Genomic DNA, 24,255 nt, shown 5'->3' with positions numbered 1-24,255 from the left:
TTTCCCGGCCGCGCGCCCGCCCCCAACCGGAGCGCGGCGGCCCGGTGCCGTGCCCGTTCCGTTCTGCCCCACCAGAATCCGGAGTTCCCATGTCCGAGCCCGCTGTGCGGCGCGCGATACGGCGATCCCGTGTCCGCCGCGCCGCCGTGGCGGCCGTCGCCGTCACCGCCGTCGCCGTCACCACCTTCCTCCTCCCGGGCGGTGCCTCCGCCAGCTCGACGGCCGGCCGGCCGGCCCTCGCGGCGCCGGACGTCCCGGTCGCCAACGTCAAGGCGCACCTGGCCCAGCTGCAGTCCATCGCCACCGCCAACGGCGGCAACCGGGCGCACGGCCGGGCCGGGTACAAGGCCTCCGCCGACTATGTGAAGGGCAAGCTGGACGCGGCGGGCTTCACCACCGTGCTGCAGGCGTACACCTACAACGGCGCCACCAGCTGGAACGTGATCGCGGACTGGCCGGGCGGCGACACCGCGCACACCGTGATGGTCGGCGCCCACCTGGACTCGGTCACCGCCGGGCCCGGCATCAACGACGACGGCTCGGGCTCGGCGGGCATCCTGGAGACCGCGCTGGCCGTCTCCCGGGCGGGCCTGCAGCCCGCCAAGCACCTGCGCTTCGGCTGGTGGGGCACCGAGGAGGCCGGCATGGTCGGCTCCAAGAACTACGTCAACAGCCTGTCCTCCGCCGACCGTTCGAAGATCGAGGCGTACCTCAACTTCGACATGATCGGCTCGCCCAACCCCGGCTACTTCGTCTACGACGACAACGCCGCGCTGGACACGCTGTTCAAGAACTACTTCTCCGGCCTGGGCGTGGCCACCGAGCCGGAGACCGAGGGCGACGGCCGCTCGGACCACTCGCCGTTCAAGAACGCGGGCATCGCGGTCGGCGGGCTGTTCAGCGGGGCCGACTACATCAAGACCGCCGCGCAGGCGGCCAAGTGGGGCGGCACCTCGGGCCAGGCCTTCGACCGCTGCTACCACGCCTCCTGCGACACCTCGGCGAACATCGACGACACCGCGCTGGACCGGATGAGCGACGCCATCGCGTACGCGATCTGGACCCTGGCGGCCGGTGGCGGCGGCACGCCGTCCCCCTCGCCGTCGCCGAGCACGCCGGGCGGCAACGTCTTCGAGAACGCCGCGGACCTGGCGATCCCGGACGCGGGCGCTGCGGTCACCTCCTCGATCACCGTCTCCGGCCGGACCGGCAACGCCCCGGCGACGCTCCAGGTCGGCGTGGACATCAAGCACACCTGGCGCGGCGACCTGGTGATCGACCTGCTCGCGCCGGACGGCACCGCCTACCGGCTGAAGAACTCCAGCGGCAACGACTCCGCCGACAACGTCCTCACCACCTACACGGTGAACGCCTCCGCGAAGGCCGCCAACGGCACCTGGAAGCTGAAGGTCCAGGATGTCGCGGCGCAGGACACCGGCTACCTCGACAGCTGGAAGCTCACCTTCTGAGGCCCGGCACGCACGGGGGCGGGGCACCGGACCACTCCGGTGCCCCGCCCCGCGCCGTCGTTACGGCTGCATCTCGTAGGCGCCGGAGAGCGCCTCGACCCGGCCCCAGACCCGGGCCGCGCGCTCGGTGTCGGCCACCGGGCGGCGGACGTGGGCGAGCGCCCAGGCGGCCTGCTCCTCGCTGGTGGAGGCCTTGCCGTGCAGCTCGGTGGCGTGCGCGGAGAAGTCCCGCACCAGCGCGTCGAAGACCTGGTCCAGCACGTCCGCGCCGTCCTCGGAGCCGGTCAGGCCGGTCAGCTCGGCCTGCTCCAGCACCAGCTGGCCGTAGACGATCAGCGCGAACAGCTGGCCGATCTCCAGCAGGAAGTCCAGGTCCTGCTGCTGCTCGGCGGTCGGGGCGTGGGCCAGCAGCAGCGCGCAGAAGCCGTCCGCCTGCTCGCGGAACCGGGCCACGTTCGGGACGTGCGCGTGCGCGTCGTACGCGGTCCGCCAGTCGTGGAAGCGGATCGCGCCCAGGCCGCGGGCCGGGCCCTGGCGGAACAGGAACTCGTCGTCCGCGGCGTCCAGCCGGCTCGGCACCGGCGCGTACTCGGCCGGGGCGAACAGGTAGTTGCCCATGAACTTGAGGATCAGCGCCAGGTTGACGTGGACGGTGCCCTCCAGCTTCGGCAGGCCGCGGATGTCCTTGGCGGCCTTGTCGAAGTAGGTGTCCGCCTCGAAGCCCTTGGCCGCGATGACGTCCCACATCAGGTCGATGACCTTCTCGCCCTCCGTGGTGACCTTCATCTTGGTCATCGGGTTGAAGAGCAGGTAGCGGCGGTCCTCGGCGGAGGCGGTGCGGAAGTAGTCCACGGCCCGGTCGCTGAACAGCTTCATCGCCACCAGGCGGGCGTAGGCGTCGGTCAGCTCGCGGCGCACGTGCGGGAAGTCGGTGACCTTCTTGCCGTACAGCACCCGGTTGTGGGCGTGCGTCACAGCCTCGTACATGGCGTGCTCGCAGATGCCGACCGAGGCGGTGCACAGGTTGAACTTGCCGACGTTGACGGTGTTCAGCGCGGCGTCGAAGGCGGCCTTGCCGGTGTGCAGCACGTCCTCGGCGCGGACGGGGTACTCCTCCAGCCGGAACTCGCTGACGTACATCTGCGCGTTCACCACGTTCTTGACCAGGTGGTAGGCCTCGTGGCGGCTGTCGGCGGCGAAGAAGACGTAGCCCTCCGGGCCGTCCACGTCCGAGCGGCGGCCGAAGACCGAGACCAGGCCCGCGACGTTGCCGTTGCCGATGTAGTACTTGGAGCCGGTCGCGGTGAAGCCGCCCTCGCCGTCGGGGGTGAGGATCATGTCGGTCGAGTAGATGTCGGCGCCGTGGCTGCGCTCGGACAGGCCGAACGCCATCACGTGGCCCTCGGTCAGCAGCTTGGCGGCGCGGGCCCGCACGGCCTCGTTCTCGCTCTGCCAGACCGGGCCGAGACCCAGGATGGTGACCTGCCAGGTGTACCAGTAGCCGAGGCCGTAGAAGCCCAGGATCTCGTTCAGCTCCGCGTTGCGGGCGGTGTCCCAGCGCTTGCCGGAGTCGGCCGAGGACGGCGTCAGGAACTCCGCGAACAGGCCCTCCTTGGCGGCGAACTCCAGGAAGTCCGCGTACCAGGTGCGGTCGATGTAGCTGTCGATCAGCGACTTCTTGCCGCGCGACTCGAACCAGTCCACGGTGGCGCGGAGCAGCCGGCGGGTCGGCTCGTCGAACTGCACGGGGTCGTAGCTGCGCGGGTTGAAGAGCATGGTGTCGTCCCTGGGGGTCGAGGGTCGGTGGGCTTCGGGGCTCGGCCGGTTCCGGACTCAGTCGGTGCCGGACGCGGTGAGGCGGTGCAGGGTGGCGAGCACGTCGTCCAGCCAGGCGAGGGTCATCCGCTCGTACTCGATGCCGCCGCGCAGCACCACGTGCTGGAGCTCCTGGCGGGCGTCGAGCGCGGAGCCGGCCGGGAAGTCGCGCTGCTCGCCGGCCAGGTAGCGGGCCAGCAGGGCGGCGTGCGACTCCCGGTGCCGTTCGACCTCGGAGACCAGCGCGCCCGGGTCGTCGAAGGCGGCCGCCCGGATCTTCACCGCCAGCTCGTGCCGGACGGTCTCCGGCTCGACCGGCTCGCGCAGCCAGCCGGAGAGGGCGACCCGGCCGGGACCGGCGGCCGAGTAGACCTTCTTGTCCGGCCGGCCGTCCTGGGCGACCTCCTCGGCGGCGATCCAGCCGTCCGCCTCCATCCGCCGCAGCACCCGGTAGATCTGCTGGTGGGTGGCGGTCCAGAAGCGGCCGATCGACCGGTCGAACCGGCGCGCCAGCTCGTAGCCGGAGCCGGGCTGCTCCAGCAGCGAGACGAGGATCGCGTGCTCCAGTGCCATACCCGCATCCTGCTATGCAACGAGTTGCATAGGCAACGGGGCCCGCCCCAGGTGAGACGCAGCTCACCCGATTCGGTCGATAGGTAGATCATCGACATATGGCGATGGGAGGCCTATGCTCACCGTCATGACAGATCGTCAAGTACAGGAGCCGACGAGGCTCGTGCTCACGGCGTTGGCCGATGCTCCGCGGCACGGTTACGCGATCATCCAGGAGGTGCTGGCCATCTCCGAGGGCCGTACCCGGTTGCGGACCGGCACGCTCTACACGGCGTTGGACCGGTTGTTGCAGCAGGGTCTGGTGCGGGTCGACGGTGAGGAGGTGGTCGGGGGTCGGTTGCGCCGTACCTTCGCGCTCACCGAGCAGGGCAAGGATCTGTTGACCGAGGAGACCCGGCGGCTGCGGCTGGCGGTCCTGGAGGCCGAGCGGCGCCTGGGCGGTGCCCGGCTGCGTCCGAGTGGAGCGAGCGCGTGAACGAGCAACACACCGTCCCGCAGGCCGGCCGACGGCTGATCGGCCTCTACCCGGCCCGCTACCGCGAGCTGTACGGCGAGGACATCGCCGCCACCTTTGCGGAGGCCACCGAAGGGCTGGCCGGGCGTGCGCTGTTGCGCGAGCGCCTCGACCTCGCCTCGCACGCCCTGCGCCTGCGGCTCGGGATAGCGTCCACCGACCCCGCCGGCCGCATCCTCGCCGGCGCCGCCCCGATCGCCCTCGCCCTCCTGGCCGGATTCTGCCTGTGGATCCTGCTGCCGGAGGTGCGCCCGCTGATGCACCGGGTCCGCGACCCCGCTGCGAGCCACGGGCGCGGCTATGCCGTCGAGTCGGTGCTGTGGTTCCTGGCGACGTTCCTGCCGTGGGTCCTCGCCCTCGCCGGCTTCGCGGTCGGGCGCGTGCGGCTCGCCCGGGTGCTGGGCCTGGCGGGGACCCTGGTCTGGGCGGTGTGCTCGGTGGTGTTCGATCCGTGGATCCAGATCCTCTACGGCGGGGCCAGCCTCTGGGTGGCGCTCTGCGCCGTGGTGCTGCTCGCGCCGCCGGACCTGCTCGTCGGCTCGGCGTCGCGCCGCTGGGAAGCCACCGGGGTGGCCGTCACCTTCGCCGCCCTGATGATCCTCGCGCACCGGACCGAGCTCTACATGTACCTCGCCTCCTTCGACGTCTACGTGTTCTGGCCGCTGCTGTCCGCCGCCGCCGTGCTGCTCGGCCGCCTCGTGGTCAGGCATCCCGACCGGTACGGGGCGGCCGGCGCCGGCCTGCTCGGCCTGGTCTGGCTGCACCCCGCCATGTCGGGCGACGTGCTGCGGCTCTCCCGGCTGGTCGAGCTGCTGATGTCCTACCTGGTTCTGCTCGGCCTGATGGTCGCGCTGGCGGCCGGGGTCCGGATGGCCCGCCGGGCACGCAGGGCCGGCCCCGCCGACCCGGCCTGAATGCCGGGTGGACAAGTCGAACATCTGCGGATGGAAACGAATATGACGGATCGTCAAGTACAGGAGCCGACCAGGCTCGTGCTCACGGCGTTGGCCGATGCTCCGCGGCACGGTTACGCGATCATCCAGGAGGTGCTGGCCATCTCGGAGGGTCGTACCCGGTTGCGGACCGGGACGCTCTACACGGCGTTGGACCGGTTGTTGCAGCAGGGTCTGGTGCGGGTCGAGGGTGAGGAAGTGGTGGGTGGGCGGTTGCGTCGGACGTTCGCGTTGACCGAGCAGGGCAAGGATCTGTTGACCGAGGAGACCCGGCGGCTGCGGCTGGCGGTCCTGGAGGCCGAGCGGCGCCTGGGCGGTGCCCGGCTGCGTCCGAGTGGAGCGAGCGCGTGAACGAGCAGAACACCGTCCCGCAGGCGGGTCGACGGCTGATCGGCCTCTATCCGGCCCGCTACCGCGAGCTGTACGGCGAGGACATCGCCGCGACCTTCGCCGAGGTCACCGAAGGCCTCACCGGTCGTGCGCTGTTGCGCGAGCGCCTCGACCTCGCCTCGCACGCCCTGCGCCTGCGGCTCGGGATAGCGTCCACCGACCCCGCCGGCCGCATCCTCGCCGGCGCCGCCCCGATCGCCCTCGCCCTGGGAGCGGGCGTCTGCGTGTCGGACCTGCTGTGGATCATGCGGGACTTCGTCCCCGTCTTCACCCACGCACGCCCCGGTCAGGTCGTCCGCGGCACCCTGGTGTTCGTGCTGGCGTTCATCCCCTGGATCACGGCGCTGCTGTGCGCCGCCACGGGCCGGTGGCGACCCGCCCGGGCGGCGGCCGTCCTCGCGGTCGCGCTCGACCTGGTGTTCTCGGGTCTGATCCTCACGGTCGGGTACGGGACGCTCGGCGAGCTGTGCCGGGTGGGCGGCCTGGCCGCGCTGGTGCTGCTCGCCCCGCCCGACCTGGTGGACACCGCGCGGCGCGGGCGCCGGACGGTCGTCGCCGTCGCCGTGACGACCGCGCTGACGCTCACCTGGGTGTGGGCGATCCCGATCGCCGAGTGGCGGCCGTACATCGTTGCGTCGCTGGCCGATCTCTGGCTGTTCGTGGCGGTGGCGGCCCTGCTCGTGGTGCACCTCTCGGCCCGGCGGCCCGACCGGCTCCGGTGCGTGGGCATCGCGCTGGCGGCGGTGCCCTGGCTGCTGGAGTACTCGGCGGGCGGCAACGCCGAGCAGGCGGTGGTGGGCTTCACGGTCCTGATCGGGGGCGCCTTCGCCGTCGGCGGGGTGGTGCAGCTGATCCGCCGGATGCTGGGCACCGAGCCCGCCGAACCGGCCTGAGCCCTGCGGGCCGGCCCGCGCGGCAGGATGGCGGCATGACCGACGAAGCCGAGCTGCTCCGGTGGCGGATGCACCACCAGTTCACCGACGGGCCGTCAGCCGTCGCGGACATCGCCCGGCGCTGCGCCGGCGTCCAGGCCCAGGACGCCGGCGCGGTCCGGTTGGCGCTGCGGGCCCGGGGTGCGGCCGATCCGGCGGCGGCGCAGGCCGCGTACGCCGCCGGTGAGGTGGTCGCCACCTGGCTGATGCGCGGCACCCTGCACCTGGTGCCGGCCGAGGACGCGGCCGGACTCGTGGCGCTGTTCCGGGACCGGCTGCTGAGGGGCGGTGCGCGCCGCCGCCGGGAGCTCGGGCTGACCGAGGAGCTGTGCGCCCGGGCGCTGGCCGTGGTCGACGGCCTGCTGGAACCGTCGCCGAGCCGGGCGGAGCTGGTCACGCGGCTACGTGAGCACGGCGTCCCGGTGGAGCCCACCGGGCAGGCTCCCGCGCACCTGACCGCCTTCCTGGCGGCGCACGGCAGGCTCTGCCGGGGTGCGGAGGTCGCGCCGCGCGAACCCGGCTACCGGCCGCTGCCGGCGGGCCGCGAGCTCACCACGGGGGACCTGGCGCGCGGCTACCTGGGGGCGTTCGGCCCCGCCGATCCGACCGACTTCGCCGCCTGGTCCGGGCTCTCCCAGGCCGTGGCGCGGGCCGGGTTCGAGGCGGCCGGGGCGGTGGAGGCGCCGGCCGGGCGGTCCGTGCTGCCGGGCGCCGAGCCGCCGCCGGCCGGCCCGCCGCTGGTGCGGCTGCTCGGCCCGTACGACACGTACCTGCTCGGCCACCGCTCGCGGGACCTGATGCTGGACCCGGCGCGGGCGAAGCGGATCAATGCCGGCGGCGGGGTGATCCGGCCGGTGCTGGTGGCCGACGGGCGGGTGCTCGGGACGTGGCGCAGGGCGGGCGGCGCGCTGGTGGTGGAGCCGTTCGAGCCGCTGCCGGCGGCCGTCGGCCCGGGTGTCGAGGCCGAGGCGGAGGCGGTCGCGGCCTTCCTCGGCGAGCCGCCGGCGCTGCGGATCGAGGGTCCTGCATGAAAATTCGGACATAAAGGGCGAATAAGTGTTATATCCGGCCAGGATCGGGTAGCTACAGGGCGCCTGCCAAGTCCCCTAGCGAGGAGGTGGTCCCGGTGTCGACCCAGTTGCCCATGGGCATGGAGCACCACCCGGACATCCTGGAACTGCGTGAGCACTACGAGCGGGCCGCGGCCACGCCGCGAGCCCAGGGCGTCGAGGCACTGGCCCTGGTGACCGGCCTCTTCCTGGCGATCTCCCCGTGGGTGGTCGGATTCTCCGGCTTCACCGCGCTGACCATCAGCAACCTGGTTCTCGGGTTGGCCTTCACCGTCCTGATGGCGGGCTACGGTTCCGCCTACGAGCGGACCCACGCGCGGGCGTGGGCCTGCCTCGCGATCGGCGCGTGGACCTGCCTCGCGCCGTGGTGGACGGTGGGCAGTGAAGCCGTGTTCCGGACGATCCTGACCAACCTGGTGGTGGGCGGACTGATGATCTGCCTGTCGGTGGGAGCGATCTCCATGGCCGGATCCCCGATGCGCCGCAGCAGCGGCGGCAGCTGAGAGAGAGCACCCGGCCGGTGCGCGCCACGGGGCGTCGCACCGGCCGCGGTCATGTCCGGGGCGCCGGCCGCCGTCAGGGGCGGGTCATCCGCAGCACGTCCAGCGCCCGGTCCAGCTCCTCCTCGGTCAGCGTGCCGTCGGTGACGTGCCCGCGCTCCAGCACCACCTGCCGGATCGTCTTGCGTTCCGCCAGTGCCTGCTTGGCGATCCTGGCGGCCTCCTCGTAGCCGAGGTAGCGGTTGAGCGGGGTGACCACCGAGGGCGAGGACTCGGCGTACTCGCGGGCCCGCTCGGCGTTGGCGGTGATGCCGTCCACCGTGCGGTCGGCCAGCAGCCGTGCGCTGCTCGCCAGCAGCCGGACCGACTCCAGCAGGTTGCGGGCGATCACCGGCAGCATCACGTTGAGTTCGAAGTTGCCGCTCGCGCCGGCCACCGTGACGGTGGTGTCGTTGCCGATCACCTGGGCGGCCACCATCAGCACCACCTCGGGCAGCACCGGGTTGACCTTGCCCGGCATGATCGAGGAACCGGGCTGGAGGTCGGGCAGGTTGATCTCGCCGAGGCCGGTGCGCGGGCCGGAGCCCATCCAGCGCAGATCGTTCGCGATCTTGGTGAACCCGACCGCGACGGTGCGCAGCTGGCCGCTCAGCTCGACCAGGCCGTCCCGGGCGCCCTGCGCCTCGAAGTGGTTGCGGGCCTCGGTCAGCGGCAGCCCGGTGGTGCGGGCGAGTTCGGCGATCACGGCCGCGGAGAACCCCGGCGGGGTGTTGATCCCGGTGCCGACCGCGGTGCCGCCGAGCGGGAGTTCGGCGACCCGGGGGAGGGTCGCGGTCAGCCGCTCGACCCCGTACCGGACCTGTGCGGCGTAGCCGCCGAACTCCTGGCCGAGGGTGACCGGGGTGGCGTCCATCAGGTGCGTGCGGCCCGCCTTGACCACGTCGGCGAACTCGGCGGAGCGCCGTTCCAGTGCCGCGGCCAGGTGCTCCAGGGCCGGGACCAGCTCCCCGGTCACGGCCGCGGCGGCGGCGATGTGGATCGAGGACGGGAACACGTCGTTGGACGACTGGCTGGCGTTGACCTGGTCGTTGGGGTGCACCGGCCGGCCCAGGCGCTCGCCGGCCAGGGTGGCGATCACCTCGTTGGCGTTCATGTTGGACGAGGTGCCCGAGCCGGTCTGGAACACGTCCACCGGGAACTCCGCGTCCCAGTGCCCCTCCGCCACCTCGTACGCGGCCTGCTCGATCGCCCCCGCCGTCTCGGCGTCCAGCACGCCCAGTTCGGCGTTGACCCGGGCGGCGGCGGCCTTGATCCTGGCCAGCGCGGCGATGTGCGCGCGCTCCAGCCGGTGGCCGGAGACCGGGAAGTTCTCCACCGCCCGCTGGGTCTGCGCCTGCCACTTGGCGTCCGCCGGCACCCGTACCTCGCCCATCGAGTCGTGCTCGACCCTGAACCTGTCCTCTGCACCCATCGTGCGACACCTCCTGCTCTGCCGAGCCGCGCGGGCGGCCGCATTATTTCCGTTCCCGGGGGTGCTGTCCGCCACCGGACGCCACCGGCGGTGGCACGCCGGTCGTACCGGTCGGCGGGGCAACCCCCGGCCAGCGTCGCGGTGCGGGAGGATGGCGGGGTGACCGACACACCGGAACTGACCGACCTGCCGGAACCGGCCGACGGACCGGAACCGGCCCGCGCCCCCGATCCGGTCCCCGCCCCTGATCCGGCCCCGGCCCCTGATCCGGCGCTGCGCTACGACGAGATCGCGGCCGACCTCGCGCCCCACGGTGCCGTCCGCGCCCAGATGTTCGGCATGCCGTGCCTGAAGGACCCGGACGGCAAGGCCTTCCTCGGCCTGCACACCGGCGAGCTGGTCTGCCGGCTGGGCCGCGACACCCCGGCCTTCGCCGAGGCGATGCACCTGCCGGGCGCGCACCTCTTCGACCCGGCCGGCGGCCGGCCGATGAAGGACTGGATCTGCCTGCCGCCCGCCACGGCCGGCCACTGGGACAACTTCGCCGATGCAGCTTTCCGGGCCGCCCGCTGACCGTCCGTCGATTCTTCACTCGAACGGATGAAGATCTGTGCGCCTGCGGACGGCTCCGCCCCGCCGCTGCCTAACCTCGGCCCGGATCCGGCGCACCAGCCGGACACCGACGGCCCGGGTCGACCGGGACCACGCGGGACGAGCCGGACGCCGATCCGGACGACGAGCCGGGACGGGGCGGGCAACGGTGGCACGTGCACAGGACACAGGGCTGAGCAGGCGGGAACTGGTGGCGGGCGCCGCCGCCCTCGGGGTGGCCGGCTGGCTGTTCAACGGCGTCCTCGGGCCGGAGAGCGCGAGCGCCGAGGTCCCGCTCCCGCCCGACCTGCCCGCCGGGGTGGGCCCGTACCGGGCCGAGTACCGCAACTGGTCCGGTGAGATCCACGCCGACCAGCTGTGGACCTGCGCCCCCGACTCGCCCGAGCAGGTGGCCCGGCTCGCCGACTGGGCCCGCGCCCACGGCTGGCGGCTGCGCGCCCAGGGCCACCGGCACACCTGGGCACCGCTCACCGTCCCGCCCGGCCTCCCCGCCGCCGCCCAGGTCCTGCTGGTCGACACCACCCGGCACCTCACCGCGCTCACCCTGGTCGACGGCTCCACCGTCCGTGCCCAGACCGGCGCCGACATGGAGGCGCTGCTCGCCTTCCTCGCCGACCGCGGCCTCGGGGTGGCGGCCTGCCCGGCGCCCGGCGAGCTGACCGTCGGCGGCGTGCTCGCCATCGGCGGCCACGGCACCGCCGTCCCGCCGGCCGCCGGGCAGCCGCTGCCCGGGCACGGCTACGGCACCGTCAGCAACCAGGTCGTCCGGTTCACCGCCGTGGTCCTGGACCCGGGGAGCGACCGGTACGTGCTGCGCACCTTCGACCGGTCCGAGCCGGACGCGGCGGCCTTCCTGGTCCACCTCGGCCGGGCCTTCCTGACCGAGGTCGAACTGCGGGTCGGCCCGGACCAGCGGCTGCGCTGCCTCAGCCGCACGGACATCCCGGCCGCCGAACTGCTCGCCCCGCCCGGCGCCGGCGGCCGCAGCCTGGCGAGCCTGGTCGACGGCTCCGGCCGGGTCGAGGTGATCTGGTACGCCTTCACCGAGCAGCCCTGGGTGAAGGTGTGGAGCGCGGCCCCGGCCCGCCCGGTCGCCGCCCGCGAGGTGCGCGAACCGTACAACTACCCCTTCTCCGACCGGATCCCCGAGCCGGTCGCCCGGCTGGCCGGGGAGATCCTGGCCGGGGCGTGGGGCTCGGCGCCGCTGTTCGGGCAGCTCCAGTACCTGGTGACGAAGATCGGGCTGACCGGCGACCTCACCGACCTGCTGCTCGGCGGCGGACTGCTGCGCGACCTGCTGAGCGGGGACGCCCTGGTCCACCTGCTGGCCGACGGCCTGCGCTCCGACCTGTGGGGCCCCTCCCGCACGCTGCTGCAGTACGTCCGCCCGAGCACCCTGCGGGTCACCGCCAACGGGTACGCGGTGCTCGCCCGGCGGGCCGATCTCCAGTGGGTGGTCGGCGAGTTCGCCGCGTACTACCGCGCGCTGCTCGGGCGGTACCAGGCGCGCGGCGAGTTCCCGGTCAACGGCGGGGTGGAGATCCGGGTCACCGGCCTCGACGACCCGGCCCCGGTCGGGGTGGCCGGGGCGCGGGCGCCGCTGCTGTCCGCGCTGCGGCCGCGCACCGACCGGCCGGAGTGGGACACGGCGGTGTGGCTCGACGTCCTGACCCTGCCCGGCACGCCGGGGATGCAGCGGTTCTGCCGGGAGCTGGAGCAGTACCTGCTGCGCACCTTCGACGGCACCCGGGCCGGGCTGCGGGTGGAGTGGTCCAAGGGCTGGGGCTACACCGACACCGAGGCCTGGGCCGACCCGGACGTGCTGGGGCGCGCCGTGCCCGCCTCGCTCGGCGAGGCGGGCGGCTGGGCCGAGGCGGTCGCGGTGCTCGACCGGCACGACCCGGACCGGGTGTTCTCCAACGCCTTCCTGGACCGCCTGCTGCGCTGAGCCGGCGCCGCGCGGGCCGGCGGCGGCCTCACGGCACCCGGGCACCGACCGGCCGGGGTGCCGGAGCCGCCCCGCCCGCCGGCGACGGCACGCGGGGCCGGTGCGGGCGGAGCAGGACCGCGGCCACGACGGCGGTGGCGGCCAGCGCCGCGCTGCCGCAGCGCAGGGCGAGGTGCAGCCCGGCCACGAAGGCCGGGCCGTCGGCGCCGGGGCCGGTCGAGCCGTCGGGGAGCCGGGTGGCCAGGATCGCGCCCAGGACGACCACGCCGATCACCCCGCCCAGCTCGCGCAGCGTGTTGACGGTCGCGGACGCCATCCCGGCGCGGGCCGGTTCGACCTGCCGCATCACGGTGATCGACACCGGCGCGAAGGTCAGCCCCATGCCGAAGCCCATCACCAGCAGCACCCAGAAGTACTGCGGGTAGCGGGCGCCCTCGCCGTAGAGGGACAGGCCGGCGAGGGCGAGCGCGCACAGCGCCAGTCCGGTGACCAGGGGCGGGCGGGGGCCGTACCGGGCGGTGAGGGAGCCCGCCACCGGCGCGGCGGCCACGATCATGACGGTGCTCGGCAGCCCCGCGAGGCCGGCGTCGGCAGGGGCCCAGCCCATCACGTCCTGCATCAGCAGCGGTAGGAAGAACACCGCGCCGAACATCCCGAAGCTCACCATGAAGCCGCTCAGCACGGCGCCGGACAGCAGCCGGTCCCGGAACAGGCGCAGGTCGAACATGGGTGTCCTGGTGCGCCGTTCCACCAGCAGGAAGGCGGGCAGCAGGAGGGCGGCCGCCGCCAGGCAGCCGAGCACCGTACGGTCGGTCCAGCCGTGGCCGGGGCCTTCGATCAGCGCGTAGACCAGGGCGGCCAGGCCGAGCGCCGAGAGCAGCTGGCCGGGCAGGTCGAGCCGCGGCACGCCGTTGGAGAACTCCGGGAGCGTGCGGGCCGCGAGCAGCAGGCAGGCCAGGCCGATCGGGACGTTGATCCAGAACACGCCGGACCAGCCGAACGCCTCCACCACCGGGCCGCCGAGCACCGGTCCGACCGCGAGGCCGAGGCCCGAGACGGCGGACCACACGCCGACCGCCCGGGCGCGCTCGCGCTCGTCGGTGTAGACGTGCCGCAGGATCGACAGGCTGCCCGGGGTGAGCAGTGCGGCGCCGACGCCCTGCACCATCCGCGCACCGACCAGGGTCGCGGTCGACCAGGACAGCCCGGCCGCCGCCGAGCCCGCGGTGAACAGCGCCAGCCCGATCAGGAACACCCGCCGGCGGCCGTACCGGTCACCGAGCGTGCCGCCGGTGAGCAGCAGGGCGGCGTAGACCAGGCTGTAGCCCTCGGCCACCCACTGGAGCCCGTCAACCCCGGCGTGCAGGTCCCGGCCGATCCGGGGCAGGGCGTTGTTGACGATGACGTTGTCGAGCATCGCCATGAACATGGTGGCGCACAGGGTGGCGAGTACCAGCCTCTTGCGCCGGGAGGTCCACTCCTCCATCACTCTCCCTAACGGTGTTAGTGGTCGGTACGACGTGGTTAGATTGCCCCTAACAGCGTTAGATGGCAAGCGGGATTCTCCCGCCCGACCGAGGAGTGGCCCGGTGACCGAGGAAGCGACGGGGGCGGACGACCGCCGTGGCGGTGGCGCCCCGCAGCCGGGGCTGACCCGGGAGTCGATCGCGCTGGCCGCCCTGCGGGTGCTGGAGCGCGACGGCATCGACGGCCTCTCGATGCGCAAGGTCGCCGCCGACCTCGGCGTGAAGGCGGCCTCGCTGTACTGGCACGTGCGCAACAAGGAGGAGCTGCTCGATCTGCTCTCCGACGCGCAGATGGCGGACGCCGTACCGCCGCCCCGCGAGGGCCCCTGGCGCGAGCAGCTACGCAGCTTCGGCGAGCTCCACCGGCAGTACCTGCTCGGCAAGCGGGACGCGGCCAAGGTCGCGGCCGGCCGGCTGGCACCGGGCCCGCACATCCTGCGGCTGATGGAGGACCACCTCGGGCGCCTGCGCGCCGCCGGCTTCTCGCCCGCCGACGCCGCGCTGGCCAACCACCTGCTCGGCGTCTACGTCCAGGGCTTCGTGCTCCAGGAGCAGGCGCCGCTCTCGGCCGCCGAGGCGATGGGCGCCGGCCGGCTGGCCGCCGCCACGGCGGTGGGGGACCAGCTGCGCGCGCTGCCCCCGGCCCAGTTCCCGCACCTGGTCGCGCTCGCCGGGGAGATCACCGAACCGACCATGGACCAGCGCTTCAGCTTCGGGCTCGAACGCCTCCTGGACGGCCTGGCCGTCCTGCTGCCCCCGACCGGCACCACCACCGACGACAGGAACACCACCCATGAGTGAGCGCACCTACCGGGTCATCGTCCGCGGCGTCTTCGCCGACCTCGACGAGGAGCGCCGCGCCGCGCTGCTGGCCACCGCCGACCAGCACGACATCCTCACCGCCGCGTTCACCGAGGAGGGCACCCTCATCTACGACCGCGCGCTGCGCACCTTCACCTACCGCTGCGTGGTGCGGCAGGACGCCGACGCCGGTGAGGACGCGGCCGGCGCCACCGCCTGCGACCGGGCGGCCGCCACCCTGGCCGGCCGCGGGGTCGGCCACGGGCCGCTGCGCGCCGGCGCCACCAGCGTGGACGACATGAAGATCCGGCGGCCCCGGCGCTGACCGGCCCGGCCCTTTCGGCCGGCTCAGGCCAGGGACTTGTGGAAGAACGTGGTCGGGTGCAGCACCCCGGCCGGGTCGGCCGCGTAGTCCGGCACGCTGCCCAGCCGGGTCCAGCCCGCCGAGGCGTACAGCCGCTCGGCCGGGCTCCCGCTCTGCGTGTCCAGCAGCAGCAGGCCGACCCCGAGCGCGGGTGCCTCCTGTTCGGCGTGCCGGAGCAACTCCCGGCCCAGGCCCCGGCCGCGGGCGTCGCTGTGCACGATCAGCTTGGCCAGCTCGGCCCGGTGCCGGCTGTTCGGCATCGTGTTCAGCCGCAACTGGACGGTGCCGAGCAGCCGTTCGCCGTCCCGCGCGGCCCAGAGCACGATCGAACCGTCGTCGACCCCCGCCGCCAGGGACCGCCACCAGCCGGCCGCCGCATCCGGGTCGAGCGGGTCCAGGAAGCCCACCGAGGAGCCGTCCGCCACCGCGTCGACCAGCAACCCGCCGAGCTGCCCGGCGGCGGCCGCCAGCTCCGCGGCGCCGAGCCGGCCGATCACGGCACCGGGCGCGCCGGGGCCGGGCGCACCGGGCAGGTCGGGTGCGGAAGATGCGGCGGGCATCGCGGGCATGGCGGGCTCCGATCCTCGGGTCGACTGTGGGCATCATCTCGTACCGGCCGGTACCGGTGGCGCGGGATACTCGTCGCCGCGGCCCCACCCCCGCCGCGCCGTCACCGTCCGAGGAGACCGCCATGGCCACCACCCCCGACCGCCTCGACCCGGCCGACCTGCTCGCCGTCGGCGAGCTGCTCACCGACGAGGAGCGCCTGATCCGGGACACCGTGCGCCGGTTCACCGAGGACCGGATCCGCCCCGAGATCGGTGACTGGTTCGAGCGCGGCACCTTCCCGGTCCGCGAACTCGCACCGGAGATCGGCAAGTTGGGCGTACTGGGGATGCACCTGGACGGCTACGGCTGCGCCGGCTCCACCGCCACCGAGTACGGCGTGGCCTGCATGGAGCTGGAGGCGGCCGACTCCGGCCTGCGCAGCTTCGTCTCGGTGCAGGGCTCGCTCGCGATGCGCTCCATCCACGCCTTCGGCTCCGAGGAGCAGAAGCAGCAGTGGCTGCCCGAGCTGGCCGCCGGCCGGGCGATCGGCTGCTTCGGCCTGACCGAACCGGACTTCGGCTCCGACCCGGCCAACATGCGCACCCGGGCCCGCCGCCGGGGGAGCGACTGGGTGCTGTCCGGCACCAAGATGTGGATCACCAACGGCTCGGTCTCCGACGTCGCCGTGGTCTGGGCGCAGACCGAGGACGGCGTGCGCGGCTTCCTGGTCCCGCGCGGGGCCGCCGGCTTCACCGCGACCGACGTGCACGGCAAGCTCTCGCTGCGCGCCTCGGTCACCAGCGAGCTGTCCTTCGACGAGGTGGTGCTGCCCGCCGACGCCGTGCTGCCGGGCGTGCGAGGCCTGCGCGGCCCGCTCTCCTCGCTCAACGAGGCCCGCTACGGCATCCTCTGGGGCACCGTCGGCGCGGCCCGCGACTGCTACACCGCGGCGCTGGACTACGCCCGCACCAGGATCCAGTTCGACCGCCCGATCGCCGGCTTCCAGCTCACCCAGCAGAAGCTGGTCGAGATGATGCTGGAGGTCGAGAAGGCCTACCTGGTGGCCGTCCGGATCGGCCGGCTCAAGGACGCCGGGCGCAGCCTGCCCGCGCACGTCAGCTTCGGCAAGCTCAACAACGTCCGCACCGCGCTGGAGATCGCCCGCTCGGCCCGGACCGTCCTCGGCGCCAACGGGGTCACTACCGCGTACTCGCCGCTGCGGCACGCCAACAACCTGGAGTCGGTGCTGACCTACGAGGGCACCTCGGAGATCCACACCCTGGTCCTCGGCGAGGCGATCACCGGGGAGGCGGCCTACCGCTGACCCGGCCCGCCCCGGCGGGCCGCCCGGCGGGATGCGCTGCACCGCCGACTGACCCAGCGGTGCCCACGATCGAGGGGCCCGGCTTTCGCGGGATGCTCCGGGTGCGATAGGACGGTGCGTGACCGCCACGCGAAGGAGCCCCATGGCCGCCCCGTCCGTCGATGCCGACGGAGACCGCTCGACGACCGACCCCGCCGGCATACCGGCGACCAGCGCGCCGCCTAGGCCGACCACCGTGGTCGTCCTCGGCGGCCTGGTCGCGCTCGGGCCACTCACCCTCGACCTCTACATGCCGGCGCTGCCGGCCCTGCGGTCGGACCTGCACTCCACCGTCCCGGCCGCCCAGCTCACCCTCACCGCCTCGCTGATCGGGCTCTCGCTCGGCCAGCTGCTGTTCGGCCCGCTGAGCGACCGGCTCGGCCGGCTGCGCCCGCTGGTGGTCGGGCTGGCCGTGTACACCGCCGCCACCGTGCTCTGCGCGCTCGCACCGACCATGGAGGTGCTGATCGGCGCCCGGCTGGTCCAGGGCCTGGCCGGCTCGGCGGGGCTGGTGATCTCCCGGGCGATCGCCCGGGACCGCTACGAGGGCGTGGCGATGATCCGCTTCCTCGCCTCGCTCGGCGTGATCTCCGGCCTGGCCCCGATCCTCGCCCCGGTGCTCGGCGGCCAGCTGCTGCGGTTCACCTCCTGGCGCGGCACCTTCGTCGCGCTCTCGGTGCTCGGCGGCCTGCTCACCCTCGGCGCGCTGCTCGTGCTGCGCGAGACGCTGCCGCCCGAACGCCGCCACGCGGGCGGCGTGGCCTCCACCTTCCGCGCCATCGGCGGACTGCTGCGCGACCGGCCGTTCCTGGGCTACGTGCTCACCAGCACCTTCGGCTTCGGCGCGCTGTTCGCCTACGTCGGTGGCTCCTCGGTGGTGCTGCAGGGCGTCTACCACGTCTCCCCGCAGACCTACAGCCTGATCTTCGCCACCAACTCGGTCGGCGTGGTCGCCTTCACCCAGCTCAACGGCCGGGTGCTGGCCGGGCGGTTCACCCAGTCCGCGCTGATGCTCGTCGGCCTGGGCATGGCCGCGCTCGCCGGCGCGGCACTGATCGTCTTCACCGCCGTCCTGGACGTCGGCCTCGCCGGCGTGTGGCCCGCGCTGTTCCTGCTGATGGCCGGCCAGGGCCTGATCCTGCCGAACTCCTCGGCCGGCGCGCTCACCATGGCCCCGCACGCGGCCGGCTCCGCCTCGGCCCTGCTCGGCACCAGCACCTTCCTGTGCGGCGCGGTGGTCGCCCCCCTGAGCAGCGCCGGCGGGCAGCCCTCGGCGGTGGCGCTGGGCGTCGTCGTGCTCAGCTGCGCCCTGCTGGCCACGACCGCCTACCTGCTGCTCTGCCGCCCCTGGGCCCGGGTGCCGGACCCGGTCGAGGACCGCCTGGTCAAGGCGTAGCACGGGCCCGGCGGCCCGCACCCGGGGTTCGGGTGCGGGCCGCCGGGGTCGGACGGGTCAGGAGACGGTGAAGTCGTCCCCGTAGACGCTGCCCTGGCCGAACCAGCCGTGCAGGTACACGGTCACGGTGCCGGAGGCGCCGGTGGTGAAGGGCACGCTCAGCTTGGTCCAGCCGGTGCTGGAGGTCCAGGTGCTGGCGGTGGCGCCGCCGCTCACCCCGAGGAACGCGTAGCTGCCCTGCACCCAGGCGCTCAGCGTGTACTTGGTGTTCGGCGCCAGCGTGACGCTCTGGCCGCACTCGCCGGTCTGGCTCGCGGTGGCCGCCGCCTGGAGGGCCTTGCCGCCGGAGTGCACCGGGGTGCTGACCACGGAGCCGCCGCTCTGGCAGGTCCACGGGCTCAGCGAGCCGCTCTCCAGACCGCCGTTGACCAGCCCGGTGCCGCCGGTGGCGTTGACCGTGAGGGTGTAGGTGGCGGTGTGGGTGCCGCTGGGGGCGGTGGCGGTGACGGTGAGCGGGTAGCTGCCGGGGGTGGCGGCCGCGGTGGTGGTGATGTTCAGGGTGGCGCCGGTTCCGGTGGTGACGGTGGAGGCGCTCAGGCTCGCGGTGACGCCGGCGGGGGCGCCGGTGACGGCGAGGTTGAGGGTCTGGGCGGAGCCGGCGGTGACGGCGGTGCTGAGCGTCGCGGAGGCCGAGCCGCCGGGGTTCACCGCGCCGCTGGTGGGCGCCAGGCTCACCGAGAAGTCGTTCGCCACCTGCCCGTTGACCGTGAGGGTGTAGGTGGCGGTGTGGGTGCCGCTGGGGGCGGTGGCGGTGACGGTGAGCGGGTAGCTGCCGGGGGTGGCGGCCGCGGTGGTGGTGATGTTGAGGGTGGCGCCGGTTCCGGTGGTGACGGTGGAGGCGCTCAGGCTCGCGGTGACGCCGGCGGGGGCGCCGGTGACGGCGAGGTTGAGGGTCTGGGCGGAGCCGGCGGTGACGGCGGTGCTGAGCGTCGCGGAGGCCGAGCCGCCGGGGTTCACCGCGCCGCTGGTGGGCGCCAGGCCCACCGAGAAGTCGTTCGCCGTCTGACCGCCGCCGGTGAACGGCGCGAAGATGTGCGAGAAGTCCCAGGTGCCCTGGCTGATGCCGGAGCAGCTGTCGGAGCCCGCGGTGCCGACGCAGCCGCCGTTGTCACGCTGGAGCGCCCAGAACGACAGGGTGTTGACGCCCTTGGCGACGGCCCAGTTGTAGACGTTGGTGGCGTCCGCCAGGGTGAAGGTCTCGGCCGGGCCGAAGTCGTCGATCCCGATCATCTCGATGATGCCGATCGAGCCCCACAGCTGCGCCGGGGTCTTGGTCGGGTAGAGCTTCGCCAGCTGGTTGTAGAGCCCGGTGGTGGCGGTCTTGGTGTCCTCGCCCATGGTGTGCGAGGCGTTGTCGTAGTAGTCGAAGGTCATCTGGTTGACCACGTCGATCCGTGCGTTGTTCTGCACGGCGTTCTTCAGCACGGCCAGTCCGCTGGCGGCGAGCCCGCTGGTGGTGGTCGGCAGGGTGTAGGAGAACTGCACCGAGCGCCCGTTGGCCGCGGCCCAGTCCTGGACCAGCTTGATCGCCTTGTTGCGGCGGTCGATCCCGGCCGTGTTGGTCAGCGAGTTGTCCTCGATGTCGAGGTCGATCCGGCTGACGTCGTAGGTGGTGACGACCTTCTCGAAGGCGGCGGCGATCGCGTTGACATCGGTGCAGCTGTCGGCGAGCTCGGTGCCGGTGTTGTCGGCGGTGTAGCCGCCGAAGGACGGGATGACGTCCCCGCCGTTGGCCCGGATCGTGGCGATCTCGCTGCCGAACACGGACGAGGAGACCGGCATCCCGGTGTCGCCGTTCCACAGCGGGGTGCAGGAGCCCTTGCTGGCGGTCTGCAGGAAGGCCATGGTCAGGTGCTTGGCACCGGACTGGGCCGCCAGGGTGGCCGGGTTGTCGCCGGTCCAGGCCTCGAAGTACGGGGCGAAGACGTGCTGCGGCAGCGGGGTCGCCGCGTGTGCGGTGCCCCCGCCCAGGGCCAGCAGGCCGGCCGAGGCGGCCACGGTGGCACAGGTGGTCAGCAGGGCCTGGATCGATCTGTACAGGCGCATCGATGCTCCAACGGACAGGAGGGATGGCCCGCCGGCCCGGACCTGGGCGCGGCGGTGGTCCGCCGCGGCGGGCGGCGGTTCGCAGCAGGGGTGGTGCGGCGGTGCACGACAGCACAGCCGGCCGGTGGTCACACCCCCACGATGCGTCCCGGTCGGAAGACCAACGCCTATGTTTGGACTAGACCAGTCGTCTGTCAAGAGCCCTAACTGTTCGTCACCGTACCTTCCCTGGTGGGAACTCCCGGGTCGGAGAAGGCCGTTCGTGCCGACCGCCGCCGGGCACGGCAACGGGCCGGACACCGTGGGGTGTCCGGCCCGTCGCGTGGCCCGTCGCGGCCGGGCTCAGCCGAGGTTGTTGGCCTTCAGCCAGTCCTTGGCGACCGCGGCCGGGTCCTCCTTGTCGACCGACACCTTCGCCATCAGGGCGGTCAGCCCGGCGGTGTCCAGCTTGGCCGAGACGGCGTTCAGCGCCGCCGTGGTGGTGGCGTCCACGCCCGCCTTGTTGACCAGCGGGGTGACGTTCTGCGAGCTGAACACGTTCTTCGGGTCGGCCAGCGAGACCAGCTTGAACTGCACGATCCGCGGGTCGGTGGTGAACACGTTGCCGACCTGGATGCCGCTGTCCTTCAGGGCGTTGGCGGTGGTGTCACCGGTCGGCTTCCACTCCTTGAAGGTCAGCCCGTAGGCGTCCTTGAACTGCTGCTCGCGGCGCGACTTGAACTCCGGCGGGCCGCCGATGGTGAACTCGCCGGCCTTCGCCGTCAGGTCCGCGATGGTCTTCAGCTGGTACTTGTCGGCGCTCTCCTGGGTGACCGTGAGCGAGTCCTTGTCCTCGGCCGCGGCCGAGTCCAGCACGGCCAGCTCCGCGGGCAGCTTCTGCAGCAGGGCGGCGTTCACGTCCTGGGTGCCGGTGGCGGTGGCCTTCGGGTCCAGGTAGCCGAGCAGCGCGCCGTTGTACTCCGGCAGCACCGTCAGGTTGCCGCTCTGCAGCTGCCCGTAGAGCACCTCGCGGCTGCCGATGTTGAACTTCTCCTCGACCTTCACGCCCTTGGCCTTGAGGGCCTGCGAGTAGATCGAGGCGAGCAGCACGTTCTCCGGGAAGTTGGCCGAGCCGACCACCACGGTCTTCCCGCCACCGGCCGGGGCGGACGAGCCGCCGGAGGGGGCCGCCAGCGGGTCGCCGCCGCCCGAGGAGCTGCACGCGGCGGCGCCCAGCACGATCGCGGCGGCGGTGAGGGTGGTGAGCAGACGGGACGTCATAGTGCTTCCTTGGTGGTGGTGAGGGGCCGCCGGGCGCGGGCGCCGGGCGGCAGGGAGAGACGGATGAGCAGGGCGAACACCAGCTGGGTGACCACGGCCAGCAGCACCACGAGCAGGGCGCCGCCGAGGGTGGTCGGGAAGTTCCGGGTGGCCAGCCCGTCGATCACGTACCGGCCGAGGCCGCCGAGCCCGACGTACGCGGCCACCGTGGCGGTCGCGATCACCTGGACGGCCGCGGTGCGCAGCCCCGCCAGCACGGTCGGCAGCGCGGCCGGCACGCACACCCCGAACAGCACCTGGCGGTGGGTCAGCCCGATGCCCCGGGCGGCGTCGCGGACCTCCGGGTCGGTGCCCGCGATGCCCTCGGCGGTCGCCACCAGCAGCGGCGGCGCGGCCAGCGCGACCAGCGGCACCAGCACCGCCAGGTCGTTCACGCCGGCCAGCAGGACGGCCAGCGTCACCAGGCCCAGGGTGGGCAGCGCCCGGGCGACCCCGGTCAGCGCGGTGACCACGAAGGTGCCCCGGCCGGTGTAGCCGATCAGCAGGCCGACCGGGACGGCCAGCAGCGCGGCCAGCGCCAGCGCCTCGCCGGAGATCAGCAGGTGCTCGGCGATCCGGTGGGCGATCGCGTCCGCGCCGCTGCGGTGGTCGGGGTCGGTGAAGAAGGTGGAGAGCCAGTTCAGCCAGTTCATCGGCCGGCCCCCGTCCGCCGGGCCGCCCACGGGGCGAGCAGCCGCCGGGCCAGCACCAGCAGCAGGTCGGTGACCAGCGCCAGCAGGGCCACCAGCACGATCCCGGCCACGATCGGGGTCGGGAAGGTCCGCTGGAAGCCGTCGATGAACAGGTAGCCGAGGCCGCCCCGGCCGACCAGCGCGCCGACCGCGGCCAGCGAGATCGAGGCCACCGCCGCCACCCGCAGGCCGGCCGTCAGGAACGGCACCGCGGCGGGCAGCTCCACGGCCGTCAGCCGGTGCCACGGCCCGTACCCCATCGCGGTGGCCGCCTGCCGGACGGACTCGGGCACCGCGCGCAGCCCGTCCACCGTGGTCGGCAGCAGCACGGCCACCGCGTAGCAGGTGAGCGGGATCATCACGGTGGCCCGGGTGGCCAGCCCCGTGTAGGGGATCAGGACCACGAAGACCGCCAGCGAGGGCAGCGCGTAGACCACGTTGAACACGCCGGACAGCGGCTGGTACAGCTTGGGCCAGCGGGTGCAGGCCAGGCCCAGCGGGACGGCGATCAGGGCGCCGATCAGCACCGGGACCAGCGCGATCACGGCGTGGTCCAGGGTCAGGTCGGCCAGGTAGCGGAGGTGGTCGCCGATCCACTTCCACCGGATCAGCGGCTCACCGTCCACGGGGGGCCGCCTCGGGGTCGGTGACGGGGTCGGTGGCGGGGGCGGTCGCTCCGGTCGGGTGGACGGCGGGGCGAACGGTGGTGGTGGGGCGGACGGTGCCGGCGGTGGCGGTGGCGGTGGCGGTGGCGGTGGCCGTGGCGGTGACGGGGCCGCTGGCGGCCAGGATCGCCGCCCGGTCGGCGGTGCCGACCGCCCGGCCGGCGTCGTCCACCGCGACGGCCGCGCCCGCCGGCGAGAGCACCGCCGCGTCCAGCGCGCTGCGCAGGGTGTCGCGGCCCGGGTGGAAGACGGGTGCCGCGTGCAGGGCGTCGCCGCCCTCGGGCGACCGCCAGCCGAGCGGGCGCCCCGCCTCGTCCAGGACCAGCCGCCAGCCACCGGGCCGGCCGTCCGCCGGGTCGAGCGGCACCGCGTCCGCCGCGCGCAGGCCGAGCCCGCGCAGGCCGCGGTCGCGGCCCAGGAAGGCCGCCACGTCCTCGTCCGCGGGGGCCGTCAGCAGGGTGTGCGGATCCGCCAGTTGGGCGATCTCGCCGTGCCCGCGCAGCACCACCACCTGGTCGCCGAGGCGGACCGCCTCCTCGATGTCGTGGGTGACGAACAGCACCGTCTTGCCCAGCTCCGACTGGAGCCGCAGCAGCTCCTCCTGGAGCCCCGCGCGCACCACCGGGTCCACCGCGCTGAACGGCTCGTCCATCAGCAGCACCGGCGGGTCGGCCGCCAGCGCCCTCGCCACCCCGACCCGCTGCTGCTGACCGCCGGACAGCTGGTACGGGTAGCGGCCACCGGTCTCCGGCGGCAGCCCGACCAGCTCCAGCAGCTCGGCCGCCCGGGCCCGGGCCCGCTTGCGGTCCCAGCCCAGCAGGCGCGGCACGGTGGCGATGTTGTCCAGCACCCGGCGGTGCGGGAACAGGCCCGCCTGCTGGATCACGTACCCGATGCCGCGGCGCAGCTTCGCCGCGTCCTGCTCGGCGACGTCGACCCCGTCCAGCAGGACCCGGCCGGAGGTCGGCTCGACCATCCGGTTGACCATCCGCAGGATCGTGGTCTTCCCGCAGCCGGACGGGCCGACCAGCACGGTTATTCGCCCGGCGGGGACGTCGAGGTCAAGGCCTCCGACGGCGAGGGTGCCGTCGGGGTGGCGCTTGGCGGCGCCGTCGAATCTGATCACAGGGTCTGGTCCTTGCGGTGGCCGTACGGGTGGAACGGGGTGGTGCGGTACGGGGTGGTCGGGTGGGTCGATGGGGCGTTGTTATCGAACAGCTGTCGAATTTATCCCGCCAGCGTGGCTG

The 24,255-nt window shown here is 73.6% G+C and carries 23 protein-coding genes; 13 read left to right on the top strand and 10 right to left on the bottom strand.

Translation table 11 applies throughout. The features are described 5' to 3' along the window. Positions 1 to 89: 89 nt before the first annotated feature. Positions 90 to 1,469, top strand: coding sequence for a M28 family metallopeptidase (locus tag ABT014_RS01410; protein WP_350635566.1), 1,380 nt, complete (start codon positions 90 to 92; stop codon positions 1,467 to 1,469). 60 nt (positions 1,470 to 1,529) lie between these two features. On the opposite strand, the gene ABT014_RS01405 is transcribed toward ABT014_RS01410, so the two are convergent. Together ABT014_RS01405 and ABT014_RS01400 are read right to left on the bottom strand one after the other, a co-directional pair. Beyond that, positions 1,530 to 3,245, bottom strand: a complete 1,716-nt coding sequence (locus ABT014_RS01405; protein WP_350635564.1) for an acyl-CoA dehydrogenase family protein — start codon at positions 3,243 to 3,245, stop codon at positions 1,530 to 1,532. Positions 3,246 to 3,302: 57 nt separating this feature from the next. Then, on the bottom strand, positions 3,303 to 3,857 hold the full coding sequence (locus ABT014_RS01400) for a PadR family transcriptional regulator (RefSeq protein ID WP_350635562.1): 555 nt from the start codon (positions 3,855 to 3,857) through the stop codon (positions 3,303 to 3,305). 127 nt (positions 3,858 to 3,984) lie between these two features. Here ABT014_RS01400 and ABT014_RS01395 point away from each other — a divergent pair, with 127 nt between their 5' ends. From ABT014_RS01395 to ABT014_RS01370, 6 genes are all read left to right on the top strand, one after another. Continuing rightward, on the top strand, positions 3,985 to 4,332 hold the full coding sequence (locus ABT014_RS01395) for a PadR family transcriptional regulator (RefSeq protein ID WP_350635560.1): 348 nt from the start codon (positions 3,985 to 3,987) through the stop codon (positions 4,330 to 4,332). After that, positions 4,329 to 5,285 (top strand): hypothetical protein, encoded by a 957-nt coding sequence (locus ABT014_RS01390; protein ID WP_350635558.1) that lies wholly within the window; start codon positions 4,329 to 4,331, stop codon positions 5,283 to 5,285. Before ABT014_RS01395 ends, ABT014_RS01390 begins: the two co-directional genes overlap by 4 nt. Positions 5,286 to 5,327: 42 nt before the next feature. Next, the gene (locus ABT014_RS01385) at positions 5,328 to 5,675 is read left to right on the top strand and encodes a PadR family transcriptional regulator (RefSeq protein WP_350635556.1); all 348 of its coding nucleotides are present in this window, start codon (positions 5,328 to 5,330) and stop codon (positions 5,673 to 5,675) included. Further along, positions 5,672 to 6,607 (top strand): hypothetical protein, encoded by a 936-nt coding sequence (locus tag ABT014_RS01380; RefSeq protein ID WP_350635555.1) that lies wholly within the window; start codon positions 5,672 to 5,674, stop codon positions 6,605 to 6,607. The genes ABT014_RS01385 and ABT014_RS01380 overlap by 4 nt, the downstream gene beginning before the upstream one ends. A gap of 35 nt (positions 6,608 to 6,642) precedes the next feature. Continuing rightward, positions 6,643 to 7,677, top strand: a complete 1,035-nt coding sequence (locus ABT014_RS01375; protein WP_350635553.1) for a DNA glycosylase AlkZ-like family protein — start codon at positions 6,643 to 6,645, stop codon at positions 7,675 to 7,677. Positions 7,678 to 7,772: 95 nt separating this feature from the next. Next, entirely contained in the window at positions 7,773 to 8,219 is a 447-nt protein-coding gene (locus tag ABT014_RS01370) for an SPW repeat protein (RefSeq protein ID WP_350635551.1), read from the top strand. A 73-nt stretch (positions 8,220 to 8,292) separates the two neighbouring features. Here the strand turns inward: ABT014_RS01370 and ABT014_RS01365 are convergent, their stop codons facing one another. After that, entirely contained in the window at positions 8,293 to 9,687 is a 1,395-nt protein-coding gene (locus ABT014_RS01365; protein WP_350635549.1) for a class II fumarate hydratase, read from the bottom strand. A gap of 159 nt (positions 9,688 to 9,846) precedes the next feature. Here ABT014_RS01365 and ABT014_RS01360 point away from each other — a divergent pair, with 159 nt between their 5' ends. Then, a complete protein-coding gene (locus tag ABT014_RS01360) occupies positions 9,847 to 10,260 on the top strand; it encodes a hypothetical protein (protein ID WP_350635548.1) in 414 nt (137 codons plus the stop codon). A 187-nt stretch (positions 10,261 to 10,447) separates the two neighbouring features. After that, the gene (locus ABT014_RS01355; protein ID WP_350635546.1) at positions 10,448 to 12,247 is read left to right on the top strand and encodes a cholesterol oxidase substrate-binding domain-containing protein; all 1,800 of its coding nucleotides are present in this window, start codon (positions 10,448 to 10,450) and stop codon (positions 12,245 to 12,247) included. A gap of 28 nt (positions 12,248 to 12,275) precedes the next feature. Here ABT014_RS01355 and ABT014_RS01350 read toward each other — a convergent pair whose 3' ends face one another. After that, positions 12,276 to 13,733, bottom strand: coding sequence for an MFS transporter (locus ABT014_RS01350; protein WP_350635544.1), 1,458 nt, complete (start codon positions 13,731 to 13,733; stop codon positions 12,276 to 12,278). A 103-nt stretch (positions 13,734 to 13,836) separates the two neighbouring features. Between ABT014_RS01350 and ABT014_RS01345 the strand changes: the two genes are divergently transcribed. Beyond that, complete coding sequence (locus tag ABT014_RS01345) at positions 13,837 to 14,574, top strand: TetR/AcrR family transcriptional regulator C-terminal domain-containing protein (protein WP_350635542.1); 738 nt, start codon at positions 13,837 to 13,839, stop codon at positions 14,572 to 14,574. Further along, positions 14,567 to 14,899 (top strand): DUF6204 family protein, encoded by a 333-nt coding sequence (locus tag ABT014_RS01340; RefSeq protein WP_350635541.1) that lies wholly within the window; start codon positions 14,567 to 14,569, stop codon positions 14,897 to 14,899. The genes ABT014_RS01345 and ABT014_RS01340 overlap by 8 nt, the downstream gene beginning before the upstream one ends. A 23-nt stretch (positions 14,900 to 14,922) precedes the next feature. Here the strand turns inward: ABT014_RS01340 and ABT014_RS01335 are convergent, their stop codons facing one another. Continuing rightward, positions 14,923 to 15,507, bottom strand: a complete 585-nt coding sequence (locus tag ABT014_RS01335) for a GNAT family N-acetyltransferase (protein WP_350635539.1) — start codon at positions 15,505 to 15,507, stop codon at positions 14,923 to 14,925. Positions 15,508 to 15,629: 122 nt separating this feature from the next. Here ABT014_RS01335 and ABT014_RS01330 point away from each other — a divergent pair, with 122 nt between their 5' ends. After that, the gene (locus ABT014_RS01330) at positions 15,630 to 16,811 is read left to right on the top strand and encodes an acyl-CoA dehydrogenase family protein (RefSeq protein ID WP_350635537.1); all 1,182 of its coding nucleotides are present in this window, start codon (positions 15,630 to 15,632) and stop codon (positions 16,809 to 16,811) included. 142 nt (positions 16,812 to 16,953) lie between these two features. Next, positions 16,954 to 18,246: a multidrug effflux MFS transporter gene (locus ABT014_RS01325; RefSeq protein WP_350635535.1), complete on the top strand. Its 1,293-nt coding sequence runs from the start codon at positions 16,954 to 16,956 to the stop codon at positions 18,244 to 18,246. Positions 18,247 to 18,303: 57 nt separating this feature from the next. Here ABT014_RS01325 and ABT014_RS01320 read toward each other — a convergent pair whose 3' ends face one another. The 5 genes from ABT014_RS01320 to ABT014_RS01300 form a co-directional block, all read right to left on the bottom strand. Then, entirely contained in the window at positions 18,304 to 20,352 is a 2,049-nt protein-coding gene (locus ABT014_RS01320; RefSeq protein ID WP_350635533.1) for a glycosyl hydrolase family 18 protein, read from the bottom strand. 342 nt (positions 20,353 to 20,694) lie between these two features. After that, positions 20,695 to 21,612, bottom strand: a complete 918-nt coding sequence (locus ABT014_RS01315) for an ABC transporter substrate-binding protein (RefSeq protein ID WP_350635531.1) — start codon at positions 21,610 to 21,612, stop codon at positions 20,695 to 20,697. Continuing rightward, positions 21,609 to 22,304, bottom strand: coding sequence for an ABC transporter permease (locus tag ABT014_RS01310; protein WP_350635530.1), 696 nt, complete (start codon positions 22,302 to 22,304; stop codon positions 21,609 to 21,611). The genes ABT014_RS01315 and ABT014_RS01310 overlap by 4 nt, the downstream gene beginning before the upstream one ends. Then, complete coding sequence (locus ABT014_RS01305) at positions 22,301 to 22,969, bottom strand: ABC transporter permease (RefSeq protein WP_350635528.1); 669 nt, start codon at positions 22,967 to 22,969, stop codon at positions 22,301 to 22,303. The genes ABT014_RS01310 and ABT014_RS01305 overlap by 4 nt, the downstream gene beginning before the upstream one ends. Next, the gene (locus tag ABT014_RS01300; protein WP_350635526.1) at positions 22,959 to 24,134 is read right to left on the bottom strand and encodes an ABC transporter ATP-binding protein; all 1,176 of its coding nucleotides are present in this window, start codon (positions 24,132 to 24,134) and stop codon (positions 22,959 to 22,961) included. Before ABT014_RS01300 ends, ABT014_RS01305 begins: the two co-directional genes overlap by 11 nt. Positions 24,135 to 24,255: the final 121 nt, after the last annotated feature.

Origin of the sequence: Kitasatospora sp. NPDC094015 (assembly GCF_040304075.1) — a bacterium.
In the GTDB taxonomy this organism is placed as follows: Bacteria; Actinomycetota; Actinomycetes; order Streptomycetales; family Streptomycetaceae; genus Kitasatospora.
The sequence above is the reverse complement of the archived record's forward strand: the minus strand, read 5'-3'. Positions and strand labels throughout refer to the sequence as shown.

What these genes read in the sequence shown, in the direction of transcription:
- ABT014_RS01375 (WP_350635553.1), top strand. Translation starts at nt 6,643, where the DNA reads ATGACCGACGAAGCCGAGCTGCTCCGGTGGCGGATGCACCACCAGTTC.
- ABT014_RS01405 (WP_350635564.1), bottom strand. Translation starts at nt 3,245, where the DNA reads ATGCTCTTCAACCCGCGCAGCTACGACCCCGTGCAGTTCGACGAGCCG.
- ABT014_RS01310 (WP_350635530.1), bottom strand. Translation starts at nt 22,304, where the DNA reads ATGAACTGGCTGAACTGGCTCTCCACCTTCTTCACCGACCCCGACCAC.
- ABT014_RS01335 (WP_350635539.1), bottom strand. Translation starts at nt 15,507, where the DNA reads ATGCCCGCGATGCCCGCCGCATCTTCCGCACCCGACCTGCCCGGTGCG.
- ABT014_RS01410 (WP_350635566.1), top strand. Translation starts at nt 90, where the DNA reads ATGTCCGAGCCCGCTGTGCGGCGCGCGATACGGCGATCCCGTGTCCGC.
- ABT014_RS01395 (WP_350635560.1), top strand. Translation starts at nt 3,985, where the DNA reads ATGACAGATCGTCAAGTACAGGAGCCGACGAGGCTCGTGCTCACGGCG.
- ABT014_RS01320 (WP_350635533.1), bottom strand. Translation starts at nt 20,352, where the DNA reads ATGCGCCTGTACAGATCGATCCAGGCCCTGCTGACCACCTGTGCCACC.
- ABT014_RS01325 (WP_350635535.1), top strand. Translation starts at nt 16,954, where the DNA reads ATGGCCGCCCCGTCCGTCGATGCCGACGGAGACCGCTCGACGACCGAC.
- ABT014_RS01400 (WP_350635562.1), bottom strand. Translation starts at nt 3,857, where the DNA reads ATGGCACTGGAGCACGCGATCCTCGTCTCGCTGCTGGAGCAGCCCGGC.
- ABT014_RS01350 (WP_350635544.1), bottom strand. Translation starts at nt 13,733, where the DNA reads ATGGAGGAGTGGACCTCCCGGCGCAAGAGGCTGGTACTCGCCACCCTG.
- ABT014_RS01330 (WP_350635537.1), top strand. Translation starts at nt 15,630, where the DNA reads ATGGCCACCACCCCCGACCGCCTCGACCCGGCCGACCTGCTCGCCGTC.
- ABT014_RS01385 (WP_350635556.1), top strand. Translation starts at nt 5,328, where the DNA reads ATGACGGATCGTCAAGTACAGGAGCCGACCAGGCTCGTGCTCACGGCG.
- ABT014_RS01315 (WP_350635531.1), bottom strand. Translation starts at nt 21,612, where the DNA reads ATGACGTCCCGTCTGCTCACCACCCTCACCGCCGCCGCGATCGTGCTG.
- ABT014_RS01365 (WP_350635549.1), bottom strand. Translation starts at nt 9,687, where the DNA reads ATGGGTGCAGAGGACAGGTTCAGGGTCGAGCACGACTCGATGGGCGAG.
- ABT014_RS01340 (WP_350635541.1), top strand. Translation starts at nt 14,567, where the DNA reads ATGAGTGAGCGCACCTACCGGGTCATCGTCCGCGGCGTCTTCGCCGAC.